19 protein-coding genes are annotated in these 18,296 nt (G+C 72.4%); 11 read left to right on the forward strand and 8 right to left on the reverse strand.

Annotated features, from left to right (window positions below; genetic code table 11):
• Complete coding sequence (locus O7546_RS26205) at positions 1–390, forward strand: SCP2 sterol-binding domain-containing protein (RefSeq protein WP_194801830.1); 390 nt, start codon at positions 1–3, stop codon at positions 388–390.
• Positions 387–2,465, forward strand: a complete 2,079-nt coding sequence (locus O7546_RS26210) for a glycogen debranching N-terminal domain-containing protein (protein ID WP_269697728.1) — start codon at positions 387–389, stop codon at positions 2,463–2,465. The genes O7546_RS26205 and O7546_RS26210 overlap by 4 nt, the downstream gene beginning before the upstream one ends.
• A gap of 2 nt (positions 2,466–2,467) precedes the next feature.
• Here O7546_RS26210 and O7546_RS26215 read toward each other — a convergent pair whose 3' ends face one another.
• From O7546_RS26215 to O7546_RS26240, 7 genes are all read right to left on the reverse strand, one after another.
• Positions 2,468–3,319, reverse strand: a complete 852-nt coding sequence (locus O7546_RS26215; protein WP_194801832.1) for a hypothetical protein — start codon at positions 3,317–3,319, stop codon at positions 2,468–2,470.
• A 55-nt stretch (positions 3,320–3,374) separates the two neighbouring features.
• Positions 3,375–4,427 carry a hypothetical protein gene (locus tag O7546_RS26220; RefSeq protein WP_194801833.1) on the reverse strand — a complete coding sequence of 351 codons (1,053 nt, stop codon included), beginning with the start codon at positions 4,425–4,427 and terminating at the stop codon, positions 3,375–3,377.
• A gap of 130 nt (positions 4,428–4,557) precedes the next feature.
• The gene (locus O7546_RS26225) at positions 4,558–4,896 is read right to left on the reverse strand and encodes a DUF1416 domain-containing protein (protein WP_135242226.1); all 339 of its coding nucleotides are present in this window, start codon (positions 4,894–4,896) and stop codon (positions 4,558–4,560) included.
• Positions 4,896–5,744: a sulfurtransferase gene (locus O7546_RS26230; protein ID WP_194801834.1), complete on the reverse strand. Its 849-nt coding sequence runs from the start codon at positions 5,742–5,744 to the stop codon at positions 4,896–4,898. The genes O7546_RS26225 and O7546_RS26230 overlap by 1 nt, the downstream gene beginning before the upstream one ends.
• Positions 5,745–5,950: 206 nt before the next feature.
• Positions 5,951–6,028 carry an Ms5788A family Cys-rich leader peptide gene (locus O7546_RS30795; RefSeq protein ID WP_310503780.1) on the reverse strand — a complete coding sequence of 26 codons (78 nt, stop codon included), beginning with the start codon at positions 6,026–6,028 and terminating at the stop codon, positions 5,951–5,953.
• 95 nt (positions 6,029–6,123) lie between these two features.
• A complete protein-coding gene (locus O7546_RS26235) occupies positions 6,124–6,906 on the reverse strand; it encodes a DUF2993 domain-containing protein (RefSeq protein WP_194801835.1) in 783 nt (260 codons plus the stop codon).
• 79 nt (positions 6,907–6,985) lie between these two features.
• Positions 6,986–8,035, reverse strand: a complete 1,050-nt coding sequence (locus tag O7546_RS26240) for a hypothetical protein (protein ID WP_194801836.1) — start codon at positions 8,033–8,035, stop codon at positions 6,986–6,988.
• Positions 8,036–8,280: 245 nt separating this feature from the next.
• Between O7546_RS26240 and O7546_RS26245 the strand changes: the two genes are divergently transcribed.
• From O7546_RS26245 to pstB, 7 genes are all read left to right on the forward strand, one after another.
• A complete protein-coding gene (locus tag O7546_RS26245) occupies positions 8,281–9,000 on the forward strand; it encodes a response regulator transcription factor (RefSeq protein WP_176739763.1) in 720 nt (239 codons plus the stop codon).
• Positions 9,001–9,150: 150 nt separating this feature from the next.
• The gene (locus tag O7546_RS26250) at positions 9,151–10,005 is read left to right on the forward strand and encodes a polysaccharide deacetylase family protein (RefSeq protein WP_194801837.1); all 855 of its coding nucleotides are present in this window, start codon (positions 9,151–9,153) and stop codon (positions 10,003–10,005) included.
• 67 nt (positions 10,006–10,072) lie between these two features.
• A complete protein-coding gene (mshD, locus tag O7546_RS26255) occupies positions 10,073–11,044 on the forward strand; it encodes a mycothiol synthase (RefSeq protein ID WP_269697729.1) in 972 nt (323 codons plus the stop codon).
• A 232-nt stretch (positions 11,045–11,276) separates the two neighbouring features.
• Complete coding sequence (pstS, locus tag O7546_RS26260) at positions 11,277–12,380, forward strand: phosphate ABC transporter substrate-binding protein PstS (RefSeq protein WP_281600133.1); 1,104 nt, start codon at positions 11,277–11,279, stop codon at positions 12,378–12,380.
• Positions 12,381–12,421: 41 nt separating this feature from the next.
• Positions 12,422–13,507 carry a phosphate ABC transporter permease subunit PstC gene (gene pstC, locus O7546_RS26265; protein ID WP_194801839.1) on the forward strand — a complete coding sequence of 362 codons (1,086 nt, stop codon included), beginning with the start codon at positions 12,422–12,424 and terminating at the stop codon, positions 13,505–13,507.
• On the forward strand, positions 13,504–14,592 hold the full coding sequence (gene pstA, locus O7546_RS26270) for a phosphate ABC transporter permease PstA (protein ID WP_281600134.1): 1,089 nt from the start codon (positions 13,504–13,506) through the stop codon (positions 14,590–14,592). The genes pstC and pstA overlap by 4 nt, the downstream gene beginning before the upstream one ends.
• A 20-nt stretch (positions 14,593–14,612) precedes the next feature.
• Complete coding sequence (pstB, locus tag O7546_RS26275; protein WP_013288829.1) at positions 14,613–15,389, forward strand: phosphate ABC transporter ATP-binding protein PstB; 777 nt, start codon at positions 14,613–14,615, stop codon at positions 15,387–15,389.
• Position 15,390: 1 nt separating this feature from the next.
• Here pstB and O7546_RS26280 read toward each other — a convergent pair whose 3' ends face one another.
• The gene (locus O7546_RS26280; RefSeq protein WP_281600135.1) at positions 15,391–16,218 is read right to left on the reverse strand and encodes an NUDIX hydrolase; all 828 of its coding nucleotides are present in this window, start codon (positions 16,216–16,218) and stop codon (positions 15,391–15,393) included.
• Positions 16,219–16,666: 448 nt separating this feature from the next.
• On the opposite strand from O7546_RS26280, the gene O7546_RS26285 reads away from it, so the two are divergent.
• Positions 16,667–17,260, forward strand: coding sequence for a DinB family protein (locus O7546_RS26285; protein WP_194801843.1), 594 nt, complete (start codon positions 16,667–16,669; stop codon positions 17,258–17,260).
• Positions 17,261–17,319: 59 nt separating this feature from the next.
• The gene (locus O7546_RS26290; protein ID WP_194801844.1) at positions 17,320–18,288 is read left to right on the forward strand and encodes a Gfo/Idh/MocA family oxidoreductase; all 969 of its coding nucleotides are present in this window, start codon (positions 17,320–17,322) and stop codon (positions 18,286–18,288) included.
• Positions 18,289–18,296 lie beyond the last annotated feature (8 nt).

Consider the following 18,296-nt stretch of genomic DNA (forward strand, 5'->3'; position numbering starts at 1 on the left):
GTGAACGTGAGTGAGGCGATCCAACAGTTCTTCGCGTCGCTACCGGCGCGCGCCGCATCGGTGCTGAACAGCCCGATCGGCGGCACGCTCCAGATCGACCTGGCCGACGGCAACCGTACCGAACACTGGTATGTGCGACTGGCACCCGGATCGGCCCAGGTGAGCCGGGAGGAGCAGGGGCAGGCCGACGCCGTGCTCACCCTCTCCACCGATCTGTTCGAGAAACTGGTCACCGGCCGGGAGGCCGGCATGGCCGCGGTGCTGCGCAACGAGGCCACGTTCAGCGGGCACGTCGTGCTGTTCCTGGCGTTCCGCCGGTTCCTGCCGACCCGGCCCGACGTACGGGATCCGCGGGACGCCGCCCGCGACCACGTCCGGCGGCTGGTGTGAAAGACCGGGTCAGCATCCTCGACGGCAACACATTCCTGGTCAGCGACGATCGCGGCAACATCCAGCCGTCGTACGACTTCCCCACCGGGTTGTTCTCCTTCGACACCCGGTTCCTGTCCACCTGGATCCTCACCCTCGACGGGGAACCTCTGCACGCGCTCTCCATCGACGACTCGCTGTCGTACAAGACGCGGTTCTTCCTGGTCCCCGGCGAGCCGACGCACTACCTGGACGCGAAGGTCTCGGTGATCCGCAGCCGCGCGATCGGCGGCGGCCTGGACGAGGAACTGACAGTGCTCAACCACTCCGAGCAGGAGATGGAGTTCCACCTCCGGCTGGACATCGGCTCCGACTTCGCCGACCTGCTGGAGATCAAGAATCAGCGGGGCAAGGAGGGACACACCACGCCCACGGTGGAGAGGAACGGCCTGCGGCTGACCTACCGCCGGGCGGCGTTCCACCGCGAGACGCTGGTGACCAGCAGCGCGCCGGCCGAGGTCGACGAGAGCGGGATGACGTTCCGGATGCGGGTCGGCCCGCACGGCGAGTGGACCACCCGGTTGCACGTCGACACGGTCATCTACGGGGCACGGGGCGAGGACGTCCGGGCCATCCTGCCGCTGGGCGGCCAGCGCACGGCGGTCGAGATCGAGGCGGAACAGAGCGCCCTGATCAGCCGCGCGCCGAAGCTGGGCTGCGACTGCGAGCCGCTGGCCGGAGCTTATCGGCGCAGCCTCAACGACCTGGCCGCTCTCCGGTACGAGTCGATCACGCTCGGCGTCCGGCTGCTCGCCGCCGGCCTGCCCTGGTTCATGACGCTGTTCGGCCGGGACAGCATCTTCACCTCGCTCCAGGTGCTGCCGTTCCTGCCCGAGCTGGTCAAGCCCACGATCGTCATGCTCGCCGGCCTTCAGGGCAGCCGGGTCGACGACTTCCGGGACGAGGAACCCGGCAAGATCCTGCACGAGCTGCGCTACGGCGAGAGCGCCGGGTTCGAGGAGCAGCCGCACTCGCCGTACTACGGCGCCGCCGACACCACGGCGCTGTTCGTGATCCTGCTCGACGAGTACGAGCGGTGGACCGGTGACGCCGACCTGGTGCGCAAGCTGGAACACGAGACGCGGGCGGCGCTGACCTGGCTGGACACGTACGGCGACCTGCTCGGCACCGGCTACGTCTGGTACATGTCCCGCAATCCGGAGACCGGGCTGCCGAACCAGTGCTGGAAGGACTCGCCGGACGCCATCTCCTACGCCGACGGGCGGATGCCCGAGTTCCCCCGGGCCACGTGCGAACTTCAGGGGTACGCGTACGACGCGAAGCTGCGCGGCGCCCGTCTGGCCCGCACCCACTGGAACGACCCGACGTACGCCGACCGGCTGGAGCACGAGGCGGCGGCGCTGAAGGAACGGTTCAACCGCGACTTCTGGATCCCGGACCGGGAGTACTACGCGTTGGCGCTCGACCCGCTGGGCCGGCAGGTGGACGCGCTCACCTCCAACATCGGCCACCTGCTGTGGAGCGGCATCGTCGACGAGGAACGGGCCCCGGCGGTCGCCGCCCACCTGCTCGGCCCGCGCCTGTTCTCCGGGTGGGGCGTACGCACACTCGCCGACGACCAGGGCCGGTACAACCCGGTCGGCTACCACGTCGGCACGGTGTGGCCGTTCGACAACTCGATCATCGCCTGGGGCCTGTGGCGGTACGGCTTCCGGCAGGAGGCCGGCCGGATCTGCGACGCCCTGCTCAGCGCTTCGCACTACTTCGACGGGCGGCTGCCCGAGGTGTTCGCCGGCTACGAACGCGCCCTCACCGACTATCCGGTGGAGTACCCCACCGCGTGCAGCCCGCAGGCGTGGTCCGCCGGCACGCCGCTGCTGGTGCTCCGGGTGATCCTGGGACTGGAACCGCAGGGCGAGCACCTGATCATCGACCCGGCCGTACCGCCCGGCATGGGCCGGGTGGAACTGCTCGACATCCCGGGCCGCTGGGGGCGGGTGGACGCGCTGGGCCGCAGCCGGGAGCCGCACTCCGAACAGCCGTCGCCCCCGGCGCTGACCCTGCCCGGCGGCTGACGTCAGGCAGGGCAGGACGCGGTGACGGCGACCCGGACCCGCTCACCGGCCCGCAGCGCCAGCACCGCCGGGTCGCCCGGGCGTGCGTACGCGTCGGCCGAGTCCACCACCGGCGCGGCGCCGGCGCCGAACGCGGCGGACAGCGACCGGTCGGCCGGCACTGCGGCCTCGGACCGGGCCGTGCGGACGGTCCCGCCACCCGGGCAGGGCGCGGCCAGCACCTGGACCGGCCCGGTCGCGCCGCCCCAGCGGCCCAGCGCCGACGCCAGCACGGCCGACTCGGCGTCGGCGTCGGCGGACGGGGCCAGGTAGCCGGAGCCCGCCGGGCGGCAGCCGGTGTCGGCGGTGAGCAGCACCCGGCCCGGGCCACCGGCCCGGCCCTCGACCGTGACGAACTCGCCCGCGTCGGCGCGCAGCAGCGGCTCACCGTCGAGCGTCGACACGCCGGCCCGCCAGCCCGGCGGCAGCCGGTCGGCGATGCCGCGCAGCACCTCGCGGACGTCGCCGCCGCCGATCGCCACCTCGACGCCGCGCTCCAGCGTCGCGCCGTCGTCCATCGGCGTGATCCGGCAGCCGCGCTCCAGGCGGTCGGGCAGGAGCGCCGGTACGCCGGCGGTGCCGGCCGCGGCGGTCAGTTCACCGATCGCGCGGTCCACCACCGGGCCGGCCTGGTCCAGCGAGCGCTGCTCCTTGACCGTCGGCGCGTCGGTGCGTACCGACCACCAGGTCAGACCGGCGAGCAGCACGGCCCACGCCACGGTGGCGACCGCCAGCCAGCGCAGCCGGCGTCGGCCACCGGGGCCGGGCCGGCCGGGCGGGGTGGGCGGGGCGTAACCCGTCTCGACGGCAGTCACCCGGCAATGGTGTCACGTGTCCGCGAGGCGCCCGGCCGCGCCTCGGCACCCTCGCTCAGACCGGCACCGACCGGCGGGACAGCAGCCACAGCAGGTAGAAGGGACGCTGCCGCAGCTCGCCGCGACGGTCGGCGTACTGGTCGGCGGCGAGCACAGCGGAGAAGAAGCCGCCCGCGCCCAGCATGCCGAGTACCGGGGCCAGATGCGTGCCCTCGACCGCCACCAGGGTCGCCGCGACCGTCGCCACCGCCGCGCCGGCGGCCTGTACGGCCGAGCGCCGGGACACCCGGGCGACCTCGGCCCGGGCCGCCCGCACCCCCTCCTGGATCTCCGCGTCGAGCTTCGCGAGCTGCACCAGCGCCCGATCCGGATCGGTGTCGACCTCCAGCATCCGGCCCCGCAGGTACGCCTGGGTCGCGGCGAGCGCGTCGCTCTCCTGGGTCAGGATGGCGCAGTAGTCCCGCAGCGAGGTGCCCTCCAGCATCGGCAGATCGAGCTGGAGCAGCGGGGTGACCAGTCGAGCCTTCACCGGATCCCCGCTCGGCACGTCGACGACCCGGTGCCCTTTGACGATCAGGTCGAGCGTGCGGTCCGGGTTGTCGCCCAGCTCGATCCGGCCCGATGTGTCGAACAGCGAGGAGGTGGACTGGGCGTCCGGCGCGCGCGACTCCAGGTGGCTGCGGCGGAAGGTCTGCGGGAAGTAGACGAGCTGACCCAGCTCCAGCAGCGGCGCGCAGTCCCGCAGGTACGCGCCGAGGCGGTCCAGGTCGTCGCATTCGGCGTAGAGCTCGTCGATCCGGATGTCCTCGTACCGGCAGCGCGGGTCGCAGTGATCCGGATCCTTGCCGCACCTTTTGCAGATCTCCCGGTGGGCCAGATAGCAGCGCTCGCCGCCCGGCTGGGAGAGGACCAGCTTGGCCGTGACGAGCGTGGCCCGCTTGGTCAGGAAGGACAGGTCGGTGTCGAGGCTGGCCACCGAAACGTCGAACGGGCGCGACCGGCTGGACCCGTCGGCGCGCTGGAGTTCGCGGGCGATCTCCTCGCCCCGGTTGCCGTCGATGAAATCGATCAGATAGCGGCGGGCGTGGGCAGCGGCGTCGTCGGGCACCTGATCCCCCTCCGGCGCGTCCGGGGCGCACCGCCGTCCAGCCTGCCAGCCACTGTCGAGGCGCACAGTCGCCGGAACGGCTCGTGGCCCGCCACCGGGTTGGGTGGCGGGCCACGATCTCCAGCGTGGGTCAGGCGGCGACCGAGACGGTCACCTCGTTGATCCCGCGGGCCGCGGCAACGGCGGTGTCGCCGTTGCCGTGGCGGGACAGCGCCCGCAGCGTCCACGAGCCCGGCGCGGCGAAGAACCGGAACTGCCCGGCCGCCGACGTCACCACCTCGGCGGTGAACTCGCCTGTCGAGTCGAGCAGGCGCACGTACGCGCCCGGCACGACCTCACCGGACTCGGCCAGCACGCGGCCGGTGATGACGGTCTCCTTCTCCAGGTCCAGGCTCGCCGGGAGGGGGGCGGACTGGTCCGGCGCGGCGCAGCCGGCGGCAGCCGTCGAGGCGGCGGAGGCGGCGGTCATCAGGCCTCCCCCGGCTCGTCGCCGAGCGCCACCGGCACGCCGACGAGCGAGCCGTACTCGGTCCAGGAACCGTCGTAGTTCTTCACGTTGCGGTGCCCGAGCAGCTCCTGGAGCACGAACCAGCTGTGCGAGGAGCGCTCGCCGATCCGGCAGTACGCGATCGTCTCCTTGCCGTCGTCCAGCCCGGCGTCGGCGTAGATCTTGCGCAGCTCGTCGTCGGACTTGAACGTGCCGTCCTCGTTCGCCGCCTTGGACCACGGGACGCTGATCGCGGTCGGGATGTGGCCGGCCCGCTGCGCCTGCTCCTGCGGCAGGTGGGCGGGGGCGAGCAGGCGGCCCGCGTACTCGTCGGGGCTGCGCACGTCGACCAGGTTCTTGGTGCCGATCGCGTCGACCACCTCGTCGCGGAACGCGCGGATCGAGGTGTCCGGCTCCTGCGCGACGTACTGCGTCTTCGGCCGCTCCACCACGTCGGTGACGAGCGGACGGGCGTCCAGCTCCCACTTCTTGCGGCCGCCGTCGAGCAGCTTGACGTCGCCGTGGCCGTAGAGCTTGAAGTACCAGTACGCGTACGCGGCGAACCAGTTGTTGTTGCCGCCGTACAGGATCACGGTGTCGTCGTTGGCGATGCCCCGGTCGGACAGCAGCGCCTCGAACTGGGTCTTGTTGACGAAGTCCCGGCGGATCTGGTCCTGCAGGTCGGTGCGCCAGTCGAGCTTGACGGCGCCGGCGATGTGCCCGGTGTCGTAGGCCGAGGTGTCCTCGTCGACCTCGACGAAGACGACGCCCGGGGCGCCGAGGTTCTTCTCGGCCCACTCGGCCGAGACGAGTGCGGTGTCGCGACTCATCAGATCACTCCCTGGTGAGGATGGTTTGGTGAGCCTGCGCGTGGAGATCGATGTCGATGGTTGTCGCACCACACGCGGACCCTGAGCTAGGAACGGATCACGGGTACGTGCGACGGCGCCGCTGCCGGGCGTTGAGGAGGGGGGAACCGGGAAAGGTTCGTGGACCCTGGTGGCCGCCGTTCAGGCGGCCGGAGACAGCCCCGCCGTCAGATGACGGGGCGACACAGGCAGGTGGCCACGCGGCACAGGTCGACCGCGCGCCGTTTGGTGAGGTGGGTCCCCATGGGCAGGGAGATTACCAGCCGAGGCGACAGGTGCCACCAGGCCGACCAGCATCCGGGACGGCCGGCCCGCTCCCCGGACCGGCCGCGTGCGGCTCTCAGCCCGCGGAGTTGATGGGCACGTTCGCCGCGTCCGCCGTGACCACCAGGCCCTCCGGCTTCGGCTCCACCTTGCGCAGGTTGAGCTGGAACGGCAGCTCCGGCAGCGGCACGTCGATCGAGATGCCCTGCGCGTACCGGGTCAGCGCGGCCCGCGCCAGCGGCACGTTCGGCAGGCCGTCCGCGGTGAGGTCGTTGAAGCGCAGCGCCACCTTGTTGCCGGCCACCGTGACGTCGGCGGTGCCGTTGACGGTGAGCTTGATGCCGAGGACGTCCACCGGGGCGGTGACGGCGAGCTTGCCGTTGCGCTCGCCCAGCGTCAGCCCGGGACGGTCCAGCAGCTTGGCCAGGCTGTCGTAGGTGACGGTGCCCCGCCCGTCCACGCTCTCGGCCACCACGTCGCCCCGGCCGGAGCGCAGCGTGTCCAGCGAGGCGGTCACGTTGCGCGCATCCACGTCCAGCTTCGGCACCTCGACGGCGTCGCCCTGCACGTCACCGCGTACGTCGGTGAGCTGGATCGAGATGCGCTCGTACCGGCCGTCGAGCACCTGGGTGAGGAACGGGAAGCCACCCACCTCGACCTGCGGCGCGGCGGACTGCGCGTCCTGCTTGGCGATCTCCTGCCGGACCTGGTCGGCGATGGCGCGCTCGGCCACTCCGGCGGCGACCCGGTCGGCGACCACGAGCAGCCCGGCCAGCACCAGCAGCAGGACGAGGAAGCCGATCAGCACCTTCCGGCCCCGTCGCCGGGGTCGACCCTCCGCCGGATACGCCTCTGCCACGCCGCCTCCCGTCCTCGCCGCCGTCACCGCGCCTCGCGGCGCAACCGTACTTACCCGAGGCGAATCCTCCCCAACCGCGTCACAGGAACAGCACGCACATGGCGTACGCGGCGGGCGCGGCCAGCGCGAACCCGCCCAGCGGCCCCTGCATGTGCCGGGCCACCCACATCGTCGGCGGTTCACCGGCCATCAGCCGGCCCGCCTCGGCGTACCCCACGGCGAGGTCGGCCAGGACGGCGGTGGCCGCGCTGACCACCCCGACCAGGGCGGCGCTGGTCGGGGTGAAACCGACCAGGTAACTGCCGAGCACGGCGCTGGTGAGCGTGCCGAGCATGGCGCCGACGACCACGCCGGCCGCGCCGCGTGGCACCTGCGGGGCGAGCCGGGGCCACGGCGCGACCGCGTCGGTGAGCCGGGCGACGAGCAACGCCACCCCGGCGGCGGTGAGGCAGACCGTGATCGCCTGGGTGCCCTTGGGGATCCGGCTGAGCACGACGAGCGTGGCGAAGGAGACCACGCCGACCACGATGAGCAGGGTGCCGCCGAGCGAGTCGGTCACCCGGACCCGGTCCACCCGCCGCACGAGCTGCCCCAGCACGGCGAGCAGGAACCCGGCTGCGGCGGCGTAGCCGAGCGGGGCCAGGCCGGCGATGTCCGACCGCACGGCGGCGACGTCGGCGATCACCGCCGTCGCGGCGCTGACGAGCGCGACCACGAGCAGCGCGGGCGGCCGCATGGCCATCGTCCAGGCCAGCACGAACAGCAGCTGGACACCGAAGATGATCGCGGCGAACGGCAGCCGGTGCCCCGGGCCCGAGGTCTGCGCGCCGAGCACCAGGCCGACGCCGAGCAGCGCGGCGAAGCCGGCCACGGTGAGCGCCAGCGGGCGGCGGACCGGGACCGGCGGCACCTCCTCCTCGGGTTCCTCGTCCGACTCGTCGTCGGGACGCCGGCCGGGCCCGCCCTTACGCAGCCGGCGCGGGCCCTTGCGTTCCGGCCGGTCGCCCTCCTCGTCCGCGGGGCCGGTGCGCGGGGCGGGCGGGTAGCCACGGGCGGGGGCCGACGCGCCGGTGGGCGGCTCGTCGGTCCACGGGTCACGGCCGGTGTCGCGCGAGGTGGAGGGAAACACGCCCCGATCGTGCCAGACCCGGGCGGCTCGGCGGAGGTCCCGGTTTCAGCGACGTTAAAACCTGCGCCGCGATCGAGGGCAGAAAGGGCAAACGGTAAATCGCGCGAAGGTGACGCCCGGTCCATCGGTTACGCTCAGGCCGTTACCCGCCCGTCGACGACGCCGGGACCCACGCAAGTTCACAGTGCCGCCCGTAGCCGGGCGTGTCGCTGGTCGCGCGCGGCCGGAAGGCCGCCGGGACGGAGGTGATCGTGGAGCTCCTGCTGCTCGTGACCGCGCGGGCCGGTGAGCCGTCGGCGGTGTTGCCGGCACTCGACCTGCTGCCCCACTCGGTCCGCACCGCACCCCGTGACGTCCGCACGCTGGTCTCCGGCCCGACGCCGGACGCCGTCCTGGTGGACGCCCGTTCCGAGCTGAGCGAGGCGCGGGCCACCTGCCGGATGCTGCACGCCACCGGGCTCGGCGTACCGCTCGTCGCGGTCGTCACCGAGGCGGGCCTGATCGCGCTGAACGCGGACTGGGGCGTCGACGACGTGATCCTGGCCGGCGCCGGGCCGGCCGAGGTGGAGGCGCGGCTGCGGCTCGCGGTGGGCCGGCTCAGCAACGCCACCGCCGGCGCCGGCGGCTCGATCCGGGCCGGCGAGCTGAACATCGACCCGGACACGTACGCCGCCAAGCTGAAGGGCCGGCCGCTCGACCTCACGTACAAGGAGTTCGAGCTGTTGAAGTTCCTGGCCCAGCACCCGGGTCGGGTGTTCACCCGGGACCAGTTGCTGCGTGAGGTCTGGGGCTACGACTACTTCGGCGGCACCCGGACGGTGGACGTGCACGTGCGGCGGCTGCGCGCCAAGCTCGGCTCGGAGTACGAGTCGATGATCGGCACCGTCCGCCAGGTGGGCTACAAGTTCGTCGTCCCGCCGTCGCGCTCGCTACCCGAGCCGGAGCCCGCTCCGCTGCCGGTCTGACCGCCTCCGCACCACCTCGCTACGGGGCATTTTTCTCGTATGCCCTTTTTGCCCGATCAGTCAGCCATATCCTGGCTGCCGGAATTGTCGGGCTAAGGGGGCGGCGGTGCGTGCGGTGAACACGGGGGCGACGAACGGGCGGTGCCGCTGATGCGGGCCCCGACGCTGCGCGCCGCCGGGCTCGTGACAGTCGTGCTGGCCGGCCTGCTCGGTTCGGCCTTCGTGCTGGGCCGCAGCCTGGTGCCGGACCCGCACCCGTCGGCCGCCGGAGTCGCCACCACGCTCACCGGGCCGCGCTACGGCGAGCAGCCACCCAGCACCGACTTCCCGGGCGGCACGACCAGCCCACGGCCGAGCCCCGACGCCGCACCGGACGCCGCCCCCGTCCCGGCCGACGGCGACGGCCCGTACGGCGCCCAGGTCGCCACCGGCTCGTCCCGGGTCGCGCTGACCTTCGACGACGGCCCCGATCCACGCTGGACCCCGCAGGTGCTCGCGCTGCTGGCCCAGTACGGCGTACGGGCGACGTTCTGTGTCGTCGGCGAGAACGTCGAGGCCCACCCGGATCTGGTGCGTTCGATCGTGGCCGAGGGCCACACGCTGTGCAACCACTCCTGGAACCACGACGTCAACCTGGGCAAGCGATCCCCGGCGACGATCCGCGCCGACCTGCTGCGCACGAACGACGCGATCCTGGCCGCCGCGCCCGACGCGCGGATCGCGTACTACCGCCAGCCCGGCGGGGCCTGGATGCCGTCCGTCATGTCGGCCTGCGCCGACCTGAACCTCACCCCGCTGCACTGGAGCGTGGACCCGTCGGACTGGAAGGCGCCGGGCGCCACCACCATCGAGGCGATGGTCCGCTCGCAGATGGGGCCCGGCGCGATAGTGCTCATGCACGACGCGGGCGGGGACCGGTCCGGCACGGTCAGCGCGTTGCAGCAACTCCTGCCCGAACTGCTGACCCGGTTCGAGTTGGAGCCGCTGCCCGTCGGCAGCCCGTGACGAGCGCCACCGATCCCCGTCGTCGTCCGGCGCGAACCGCGGCCCGCCGGGCGCTACCGTGACTCAGATGAGCAGCACCGAGCCGACGAGTGGTCCCGCCGCCGACCGGATCGCCAGGGCGGACCGGCTGACACCGGACGGGATCGACCGGCCGGACCGGCTGACGCCGGACGAGGTCGCCGAGGTGCTCGCGCTGGCTCGCGCCGCCGGTGACGCCGACGGCGCCGACCCGCTCGACGAGCACGTGCTGCTGCGGCTGCGCGACCCCGAGGCCCCCGCCGTGCACCTCACCGCCCGGACCACCGACGGCACCCTCACCGGGTACGCGCACCTCGACACCACCGCCCCGGCCGACGGAGTCGGCGTGGAGATGGTCGTGCACCCCGCGTACCGGCGGCGCGGCTCCGGCCGGGCGCTGGCCCGTGCCGTGGTGGCCGCCGCTCCCGGGCCGCTGCGCGCGTGGGCGCACGGTGACCACCCGTCGGCCGCCGCGCTCGCCGTCGACCTTGGTTTCTCCCGGGCGCGGGTGCTCTGGCAGATGCGCCGTCCGCTCACCGCCGAGATGCCGGCGCCGGTCGTACCGGAGGGCGTGACGCTGCGCGCGTTCCGCCCCGGCGAGGACGACGAGGCCTGGCTGGCGGTGAACAACGCCGCCTTCGCCCAGCACCCCGAACAGGGCAGGTGGACGCTCGACGACCTGCGCGTCCGCATCGCCGAGCCGTGGTTCGACAGGGCCGGGTTCCTGCTCGCCGTCGACTCCGCCACCGGGCGGCTGCTCGGCTTCCACTGGACCAAGGTGCACGAGCGGCAGGGCTCGGCCCGCATCGGCGAGGTGTACGTGCTCGGCGTCGACCCGTCCGCGCACCGGGGCGGGCTGGGCCGGGTGCTCACCGCCGCCGGCCTGACCCACCTGCGCGACGAGCGCGGGCTGGACCGGGTGATGCTCTACGTGGACGAGAGCAACACCGCCGCGGTGGCGCTCTACGAGCGGCTGGGCTTCGCGCACTGGTCCGCGCACGTCAACTACCAGCTCGGCTGAGCGTCCGCCGGCCCTGGAAATTCGCCACAAGGGCGATAGCAGGCTGCTAGTTCACGAAATGGACAACCCCTCCTCAGCGTACGGCCACCTCGTCGGCTGAACGTGTTCACCGCGCGTTCACTTGCGTCCGGCGAACCGTCCACCTGGCCCTCCTACCTTCATGTCAGCCGGTCAGCGCCGGCCCCCGGCACTCCGGGCGACCTGACCAAAGACGTGAAGGGAAACCCCTGAAGTGAAGCTCCAGCGGCACGGCGCCATCGCCTGTCTCGCTCTTACCGCGGTTCTCGGTCTCAGCGCCTGCGGCTCGGACAACAACGAGCCGGCCGGCGCCTCCACCGCCGGTTCCGCCGCGGCGGTGGACTGCGCGACGGGCACGCTGAACGCGCAGGGCTCCTCCGCCCAGAAGAACGCCATGTCCGAGTGGATCAAGGTGTACCAGCAGAAGTGCGCCGGCACCACGATCAACTACGAGCCCAGCGGCTCGGGCGCCGGCATCCAGGCGTTCATCGCCGGCACCGCCGACTTCGCCGGCTCGGACTCACCCCTCAAGCCGGAGGAGCAGCCGCAGGCCGACGCCAAGTGCGTCGGTGGCCAGGCGCTCAACCTGCCGATGGTCATCGGCCCGGTCGCCGTCGTCTACAACGTGGGCGGCGCGGACAACCTCCAGTTCAGCCCGGCCACGCTGGCGAAGATCTTCGCCGGCAAGGCGACCAAGTGGGACGACGCGGCCATCAAGGCCGACAACCCGGACGCCAAGCTGCCGTCGACCGCGATCCAGGCGGTGCACCGCTCCGACGAGTCGGGCACCACCGACAACTTCACCAAGTACCTCTCCAAGACCGCCGAGGCGGACTGGACGCTCGGCAACTCCAAGGCGTGGAAGGCCCCGGGCGGCGTCGGCGCGGCCAAGTCCGACGGTGTGGCCAGCAAGGTCAAGAGCACCGACGGCACCATCAGCTACGTCGAGTGGTCGTACGCCGAGAACTCCGACCTGAAGATGGCGAAGATCCGCAACGGCAACGGCGAGTTCGTCGAGCTGACCGGCGACTCGGCCGGCAAGACCATCGCCGGCGCCAAGTTCGAGGGTCAGGGCAACGACCTGAAGATGTCGATCGACTACAACACCAAGGAGGCCGGGGCGTACCCGATCGTCCTGGCGACCTACGAGATCGTCTGCAGCAAGGGCCTCGCCGCCGACAAGCTGCCGCTGGTCAAGGGCCTGCTCGGCCACGCCGCCAGCGCCGAGGGGCAGAAGGAGCTCGTCGAGCTCGGCTACGCGCCGCTGCCCGAGACCGTCCGCACCAAGGTCGAGGCCGCGGTCAAGAGCCTCTCCTGAAGCTCTGACCGACACCTCCTCAACACGAAGCGAGCGAGCAGATGGGTGACACCCCTCACCGCTCGGCCCACGCCGGCACCGGCGGGAACCCCGTGACCACGAGTCACGAGCGACCCGCCGGTGCCTCGGCGCGTGTGGTCGAGCGCCCCGGTAACCCGGGCCGCCCCGACGGTGGCCTCGGCGGCGGCGGTGCCCTCCCCCGGGCCCGCGCCTTCGGCGCGGAACGGGCGTTCCGCGGCCTGACCCTGGCCGCCGGCACCACGGTCCTGGTGGTCATCGCGGCCATCGCGATCTTCCTGGTCGCCAAGGCCGTCCCGGCGCTGCGGGCGAACACCGAGTCGTTCTGGACGTTCGAGGGCTGGTTCCCGAACGACAACCCGCCGCAGTTCGGCATCGGCGCGCTCGCCTTCGGTACGGTCCTGAGCTCGCTGCTGGCGCTGCTCATGGCGGTGCCGGTCGCGCTGGGCATCGCCCTGTACCTGTCGCACTACGCGCCCCGGCGGCTCGGCAACGCCCTGGGCTTCCTGATCGACCTGCTGGCCGCCGTGCCGAGCGTCGTGTTCGGCCTGTGGGGCCGGGACTACTTCGCCCAGCCGGTCGCCGACCTGTCCGCCTGGCTGAACAGGTACTTCGGCTGGATCCCGATCTTCGGCGACGGCCCGTACGGCAACTCGATCCTGCTCGGCTCGGTGGTGCTCGCCATCATGGTGCTGCCGATCGTCACCTCGCTGTCCCGCGAGGTGTTCCGGCAGACCCCGACCGCCAACGAGGAGGCAGCGCTCGCGCTCGGCGCCACCCGCTGGGAGATGATCCGCACCGCGGTCCTGCCGTACGGGCGGCCCGGCGTCATCGCCGCGGTGATGCTCGGCCTGGGCCGGGCGCTCGGCGAGACCATCGCGCTGGCGCTCACGCTCGGCTCCACGTACGCCATCTCGTTCAACATCCTGGCCAGCGGCGGAAACTCGATCGCCGCGAACATCGCCAACCGGTTCGCCGAGGCGAACGACACCGGCCGGGGCGCGCTCATCGCCTCCGGCCTGGTGCTGTTCGCGATCACGCTGATCGTCAACATCACCGCCCGGGCGATCATCCACCGGCGGCGCGAGTTCACGGAGTCGGCCGCATGACCACTACCCTCACCCCCCGCCGCCCGCGCCCGCCGGCCCAACCGGCCACGCTGCGGGCGAGGCGGCTTCCCGCGTACGCCGCTCCGGCCCTCGCCGTCACGGCCCTGCTGCTCGCGGCGGCTCTGGTGTACGGCGCCGGCATCGGCGGCCCGGTCCTGGTCGTGGTGGTCGGCGCGCTGCTCTACCTGGCCGGTCTGTTCCTCGCGGCGAACGCGGTGGAGGGCCGCCGGTCGGCCCGCAACCGCACCTGGAGCGCGCTGATCCACTCCGCGTTCGTGCTGGCGGTGCTGCCGCTGGCCTCGGTGGTCTGGACGCTTGTGAGCAAGGGCTCCGAGCGGCTGGACGCGAACTTCTTCGGCACCTCGATGAACAACATCGGGTCGCGGGACGCCAACGGCGGCGCGTACCACGCGATCGTCGGCACGTTGCAGCAGGTCGGCATCGCCACGCTGATCACGGTGCCGCTGGGCGTGCTGTGCGCGATCTACATCGTCGAGTACGGCCGGGGCCGGTTCGCGTTCACCATCCGCTTCTTCGTGGACGTGATGACCGGCATCCCGTCGATCGTCACCGGCCTGTTCGTGCTGGCCTTCTGGGTGCTGATCGTCTCGCCGTGGTTCAACGACGGCCGGCCGGGCTTCTCCGGCTTCGCCGCCGCGCTGGCCCTGAGCGTGCTGATGCTGCCCACTGTGGTCCGCTCCACCGAGGAGATGCTCCGGCTGGTGCCGGCGCCGCTGCGCGAGGGCGCGTACGCCCTGGGCGTACCGAAGTGGAAGACCATCCTGCGGGTCGTGCTGCCGACCGCGCTGCCCGGCATCGTCACCGGCATCATGCTCGCCATCGCGCGGGCCGCCGGTGAGACCGCACCGGTGCTGCTCGTCGCCGGCGGCGGCGCGGCGATCAACTTCAACCCGTTCGAGAACAACCAGTCGTCGCTGGCCCTCTTCGTCTACCAGCAGGCCGGTGAGGCGTCGAGGTACTCGCCGGCACGGGCGTGGACCGCGGCGCTGACCCTTGTCGCCCTCGTCCTCGTCCTCACCGTGGCGGCGAAGCTGCTGTCCCGCCGCAACCGGCTCGGCCGATGAACCCCGGAGGTACCACCACCATGGCCAAGCGCATCGAAGCCACGAACGTGACCGCCTACTACGGCGGGTTCAAGGCGATCGAGAACATCAACCTGACCGTCGAGCCGAAGACGGTCACCGCCCTGATCGGTCCGTCCGGCTGCGGCAAGTCCACCTTTCTGCGGTCGATCAACCGGATGCACGAGGTGCTGCCCGGCGCCCGGGTCGAGGGCAGCCTCACCATCGACGACCAGGACATCTACGACCGCGACGTGGACGTCACCGCGGTCCGCCGGATGATCGGCATGGTCTTCCAGCGGCCGAACCCGTTCCCCACCATGAGCATCTTCGAGAACGTGGTGGCAGGCCTGCGGCTCAACGGCGTACGGCGCAAGTCGATCCTGGAGGAGGCGGCCGAACGCGCGCTCCGCTCGGCGAACCTGTGGGACGAGGTGAAGGACCGCCTCGCCAAGCCCGGCGCGGGCCTGTCCGGCGGTCAGCAGCAGCGGCTCTGCATCGCCCGCACCATCGCTGTCGAGCCGCAGGTGGTGCTGATGGACGAGCCCTGCTCGGCGCTGGACCCGATCTCCACGCTGGCGATCGAGGATCTGATGTTCCAGCTCAAGGACAAGTTCACCATCATCATCGTCACGCACAACATGCAGCAGGCCGCGCGGGTGTCGGACCGGACCGCCTTCTTCTCGATCGAGAAGACCGGCGACCCGGGCCGCCTGATCGAGTACGACAACACCCAGAAGATCTTCAGCAACCCGAGCCAGAAGAAGACCGAGGACTACATCACCGGCCGCTTCGGCTGAGTCAGCGCAGCAGGAAGCGGGGCTCGGCACCGTCCAGGCCGTCGATGTGGGGCAGGATCGGCGTACCCGGCTCGCGCTCTGCCGCGGCGCGGGCCACGGCGGCGAGGTCGCCCGCGGCGGCGACCTCGGCGAGCGTGACCATGGTCGGCGGCAGCATGGTCAGCTCGCCGGTCTCCGCCCGGGCCAGCGCGTCCGCCGGGCGCAGCCACAGCGTGTGGTCGGCCTCGCCGGAGACGTCCCGGGTCCGCTGCCCCTCGGGCAGCAGGGCGACGAAGAAGTACGTGTCGAAGCGGCGCGGTTCGAACTCCGGGGTGATCCACCGGCTCCACGGCAGCAGCAGGTCGGACCGGAGCGTCAGGCCCCGCCCGGCCAGCAGGTCCGCGAAGCCGACCCGCCGGCCCTCCAGATCCTGCCGGGCCGCCTCCCAGTCGTCGCCGCTCACGTCGCCGACCACGGTGTCCGGGTCCGGCCCGGCGAGCAGCACGCCCGCCTCCTCGAAGACCTCGCGGGCGGCGGCGCACACCACCGCCTGCGCGTCGGACGGGTCGAGCCGGAGCCGCTCCCCCCACGCCGCCGGTTCCGGCCCGGCCCACCCGAGGTGCGCCTCCGAGTCGGAGCGGTCCACGCCGCCGCCGGGGAAGGCGTACATGCCGCCGAACGTCATCGCCGCCACCCGGCGGATCATGTAGACCTCGAAGCCGTCGCCGGCCGGGCGGAGCAGCAGCACGGTGGCGGCGACCCGGGGTACGGCGGGCACGGCGCCCTCGGCCTGGAACCGGCGGGCGTGCTCCACCAGGGCGGGGGGTGCGGCGAAGCCGTCGATCGTCATGCGCCGAGCCTAGTTCCCGCCGGGCGGCCCGGCCGGGGGCGGCCGGGCGGGGGCGCACACCGCTCACCCGCACTCCCCGACCACGCCGCCTGGTGACGATGCGTAGCCCTCGGCCCCGAGCAACAGCCACCCCTCCGCCGACTTTGCTCTGCAGCCAGATCCGCAGCGGCAACCTTCCGTGAGCGGTGCGTAGAGGGCTGCAGAGCAAAGTCGGCGAGAGGTAGCCATCCCGGGCCGCGCAAGCGCTGCCTTATGTCCGGTCAGCCGCCTTTGGGCAACCGACTTCAGCGAGGAGACGAGCAGCGCCCGTCACGCTACGCAAACTTCACGCTCTGTGTTCGCCGGAGGTGGCATCAGCTCGCCGCCCCGGCCGTGCGCGGCCCGACCGCGCAGACCGTCGCCGATACGGGGCAGCAGCCCCCGGTCGTGACTGGCAGGGTGGTGACCCGTGATCGACGACTTCGCGAAGCAGTATCTGCACAACGACCTACGCCAGATCCGCGAGGTGGTGCTGTGGAAGCTCGACGGGTTGTCCGAGTACGACGTGCGCCGCCCCCTGGCCGCGTCCGGGACCAACCTGCTCGGCCTGGTCAAGCACCTGTCGTTCACAGAAGCCCGGTACTTCGGCGAGGTGTTCGGCAGGCCGTTCCCGGAGCCCCTGCCCCGGTGGGATGCTCCGGATCCGGACGGCGCCGACATGTGGGCGAGCGAGCACGAGACCCGCGAGGGGGTGATCGGCCGCTACCGGCGGACATGGGAGCACGCGGACACGACGATCGACGCCCTCGCGATCGACGCCCCCGGCCGCGTGCCGTGGTGGCCCCGCCCCGACGTCAAGTTGTTCAACGTCATGGTCCACGTGCTGACCGAGACCAGCCGGCATGCGGGGCACGCCGACATCCTGCGGGAGCAGCTCGACGGCTCGACCGGGGCATGGGCCGAGTACGCGCACCTGGAGCCCGACGAGCCGACGCTGACGGCGCGTCGGGCGATGATCGAACGGGCCGCCCGGGCCGCTGCCGACGCCCACGGCACCGCCTGACGTCCCGACGGGTGGATCACCCTGCCGGCCCCGGAGCGGGAAGGGATAGCGTGCCGGGCATGACGCGTTGGGGAATCCTGGCCACCGGAAACATCGCCGCCCGCTTCGCCGAGGACCTGCGGCTGGTGCCGGACGCCGAACTGGTCGCGGTCGGCTCGCGTACCCGGGAGAGCGCCGAACTGTTCGCGCGCCGGCACGACGTGCCGCGGGCGTACGCCTCGTGGGCGGAACTGGCCGCGGACCCGGACCTGGACGCGATCTACGTGGCCACCCCGCACGCCGCGCACCACGAGGCGGCGCTCGCCTGCCTGGCCGGCGGCAAGGCCGTGCTGGTGGAGAAGCCGTGCACGCTGGACCTGCCGACCACCACCGAACTGGTGGACACGGCCCGCGCTCGGGGTCTGTTCCTCATGGAGGCCATGTGGATGCGGACGAACCCGCTGATCCTGCGCGTGCTGGAGCTGATCCGGGACGGCGCGATCGGTGAGGTGACGCACGTACGGGCGGACTTCGGCGTGGCCGGGCCGTTCCCGCCGGAACACCGGATGCGGGCCCGCACGCTCGGCGGCGGCGCGCTGCTCGACCTCGGCGTGTACCCGCTGAGCCTGGCCCACCTGGTGCTCGGTGTGCCGCAGCACGTGCAGGCATGGGCGAAGCTGACCCCGGAGGCGGTGGACGAGAACACCGGCATGGTGCTCGGCTGGGACTCCGGCGCGGTGGCGACGCTCAGCTGCGGCATGGTCGGGGCGACCGCGATCTCCGCGTCGATCACCGGTACGACCGGCCGGATCGACCTGCCCGAGCTGTTCTTCCGGCCCGCGCACGTGGTGCTGCACCGGGCCGGCGCCGAGCCGGAGACGATCCCGGCGGACCTGACCGGCGGCGGCTACCAGTACGAGGCGATCGAGGTGCAGCGCTGCCTGGCGGCCGGGCTGACCGAGAGCCCGCTGGTGCCGCACTCCGCCACGCTCGAGGTGATGGGCCTGATCGACGACATCAAGGCCCGGATCGGCGTCTCCTACGCGTGAGGGGTCCC

Source organism: Micromonospora sp. WMMA1976, assembly GCF_027497335.1.
GTDB classification, from domain to species: Bacteria; Actinomycetota; Actinomycetes; order Mycobacteriales; family Micromonosporaceae; genus Micromonospora; species Micromonospora aurantiaca.

Coding starts and splice junctions, on each gene's coding strand:
- O7546_RS26280 (WP_281600135.1), bottom strand. CDS start 16,218: ATGACGATCGACGGCTTCGCCGCACCCCCCGCCCTGGTGGAGCACGCC.
- mshD (WP_269697729.1), top strand. CDS start 10,073: ATGAGCAGCACCGAGCCGACGAGTGGTCCCGCCGCCGACCGGATCGCC.
- pstA (WP_281600134.1), top strand. CDS start 13,504: ATGACCACTACCCTCACCCCCCGCCGCCCGCGCCCGCCGGCCCAACCG.
- O7546_RS26225 (WP_135242226.1), bottom strand. CDS start 4,896: ATGACCGCCGCCTCCGCCGCCTCGACGGCTGCCGCCGGCTGCGCCGCG.
- O7546_RS26290 (WP_194801844.1), top strand. CDS start 17,320: ATGACGCGTTGGGGAATCCTGGCCACCGGAAACATCGCCGCCCGCTTC.
- pstC (WP_194801839.1), top strand. CDS start 12,422: ATGGGTGACACCCCTCACCGCTCGGCCCACGCCGGCACCGGCGGGAAC.
- O7546_RS26250 (WP_194801837.1), top strand. CDS start 9,151: ATGCGGGCCCCGACGCTGCGCGCCGCCGGGCTCGTGACAGTCGTGCTG.
- O7546_RS30795 (WP_310503780.1), bottom strand. CDS start 6,028: ATGGGGACCCACCTCACCAAACGGCGCGCGGTCGACCTGTGCCGCGTG.
- pstB (WP_013288829.1), top strand. CDS start 14,613: ATGGCCAAGCGCATCGAAGCCACGAACGTGACCGCCTACTACGGCGGG.
- O7546_RS26230 (WP_194801834.1), bottom strand. CDS start 5,744: ATGAGTCGCGACACCGCACTCGTCTCGGCCGAGTGGGCCGAGAAGAAC.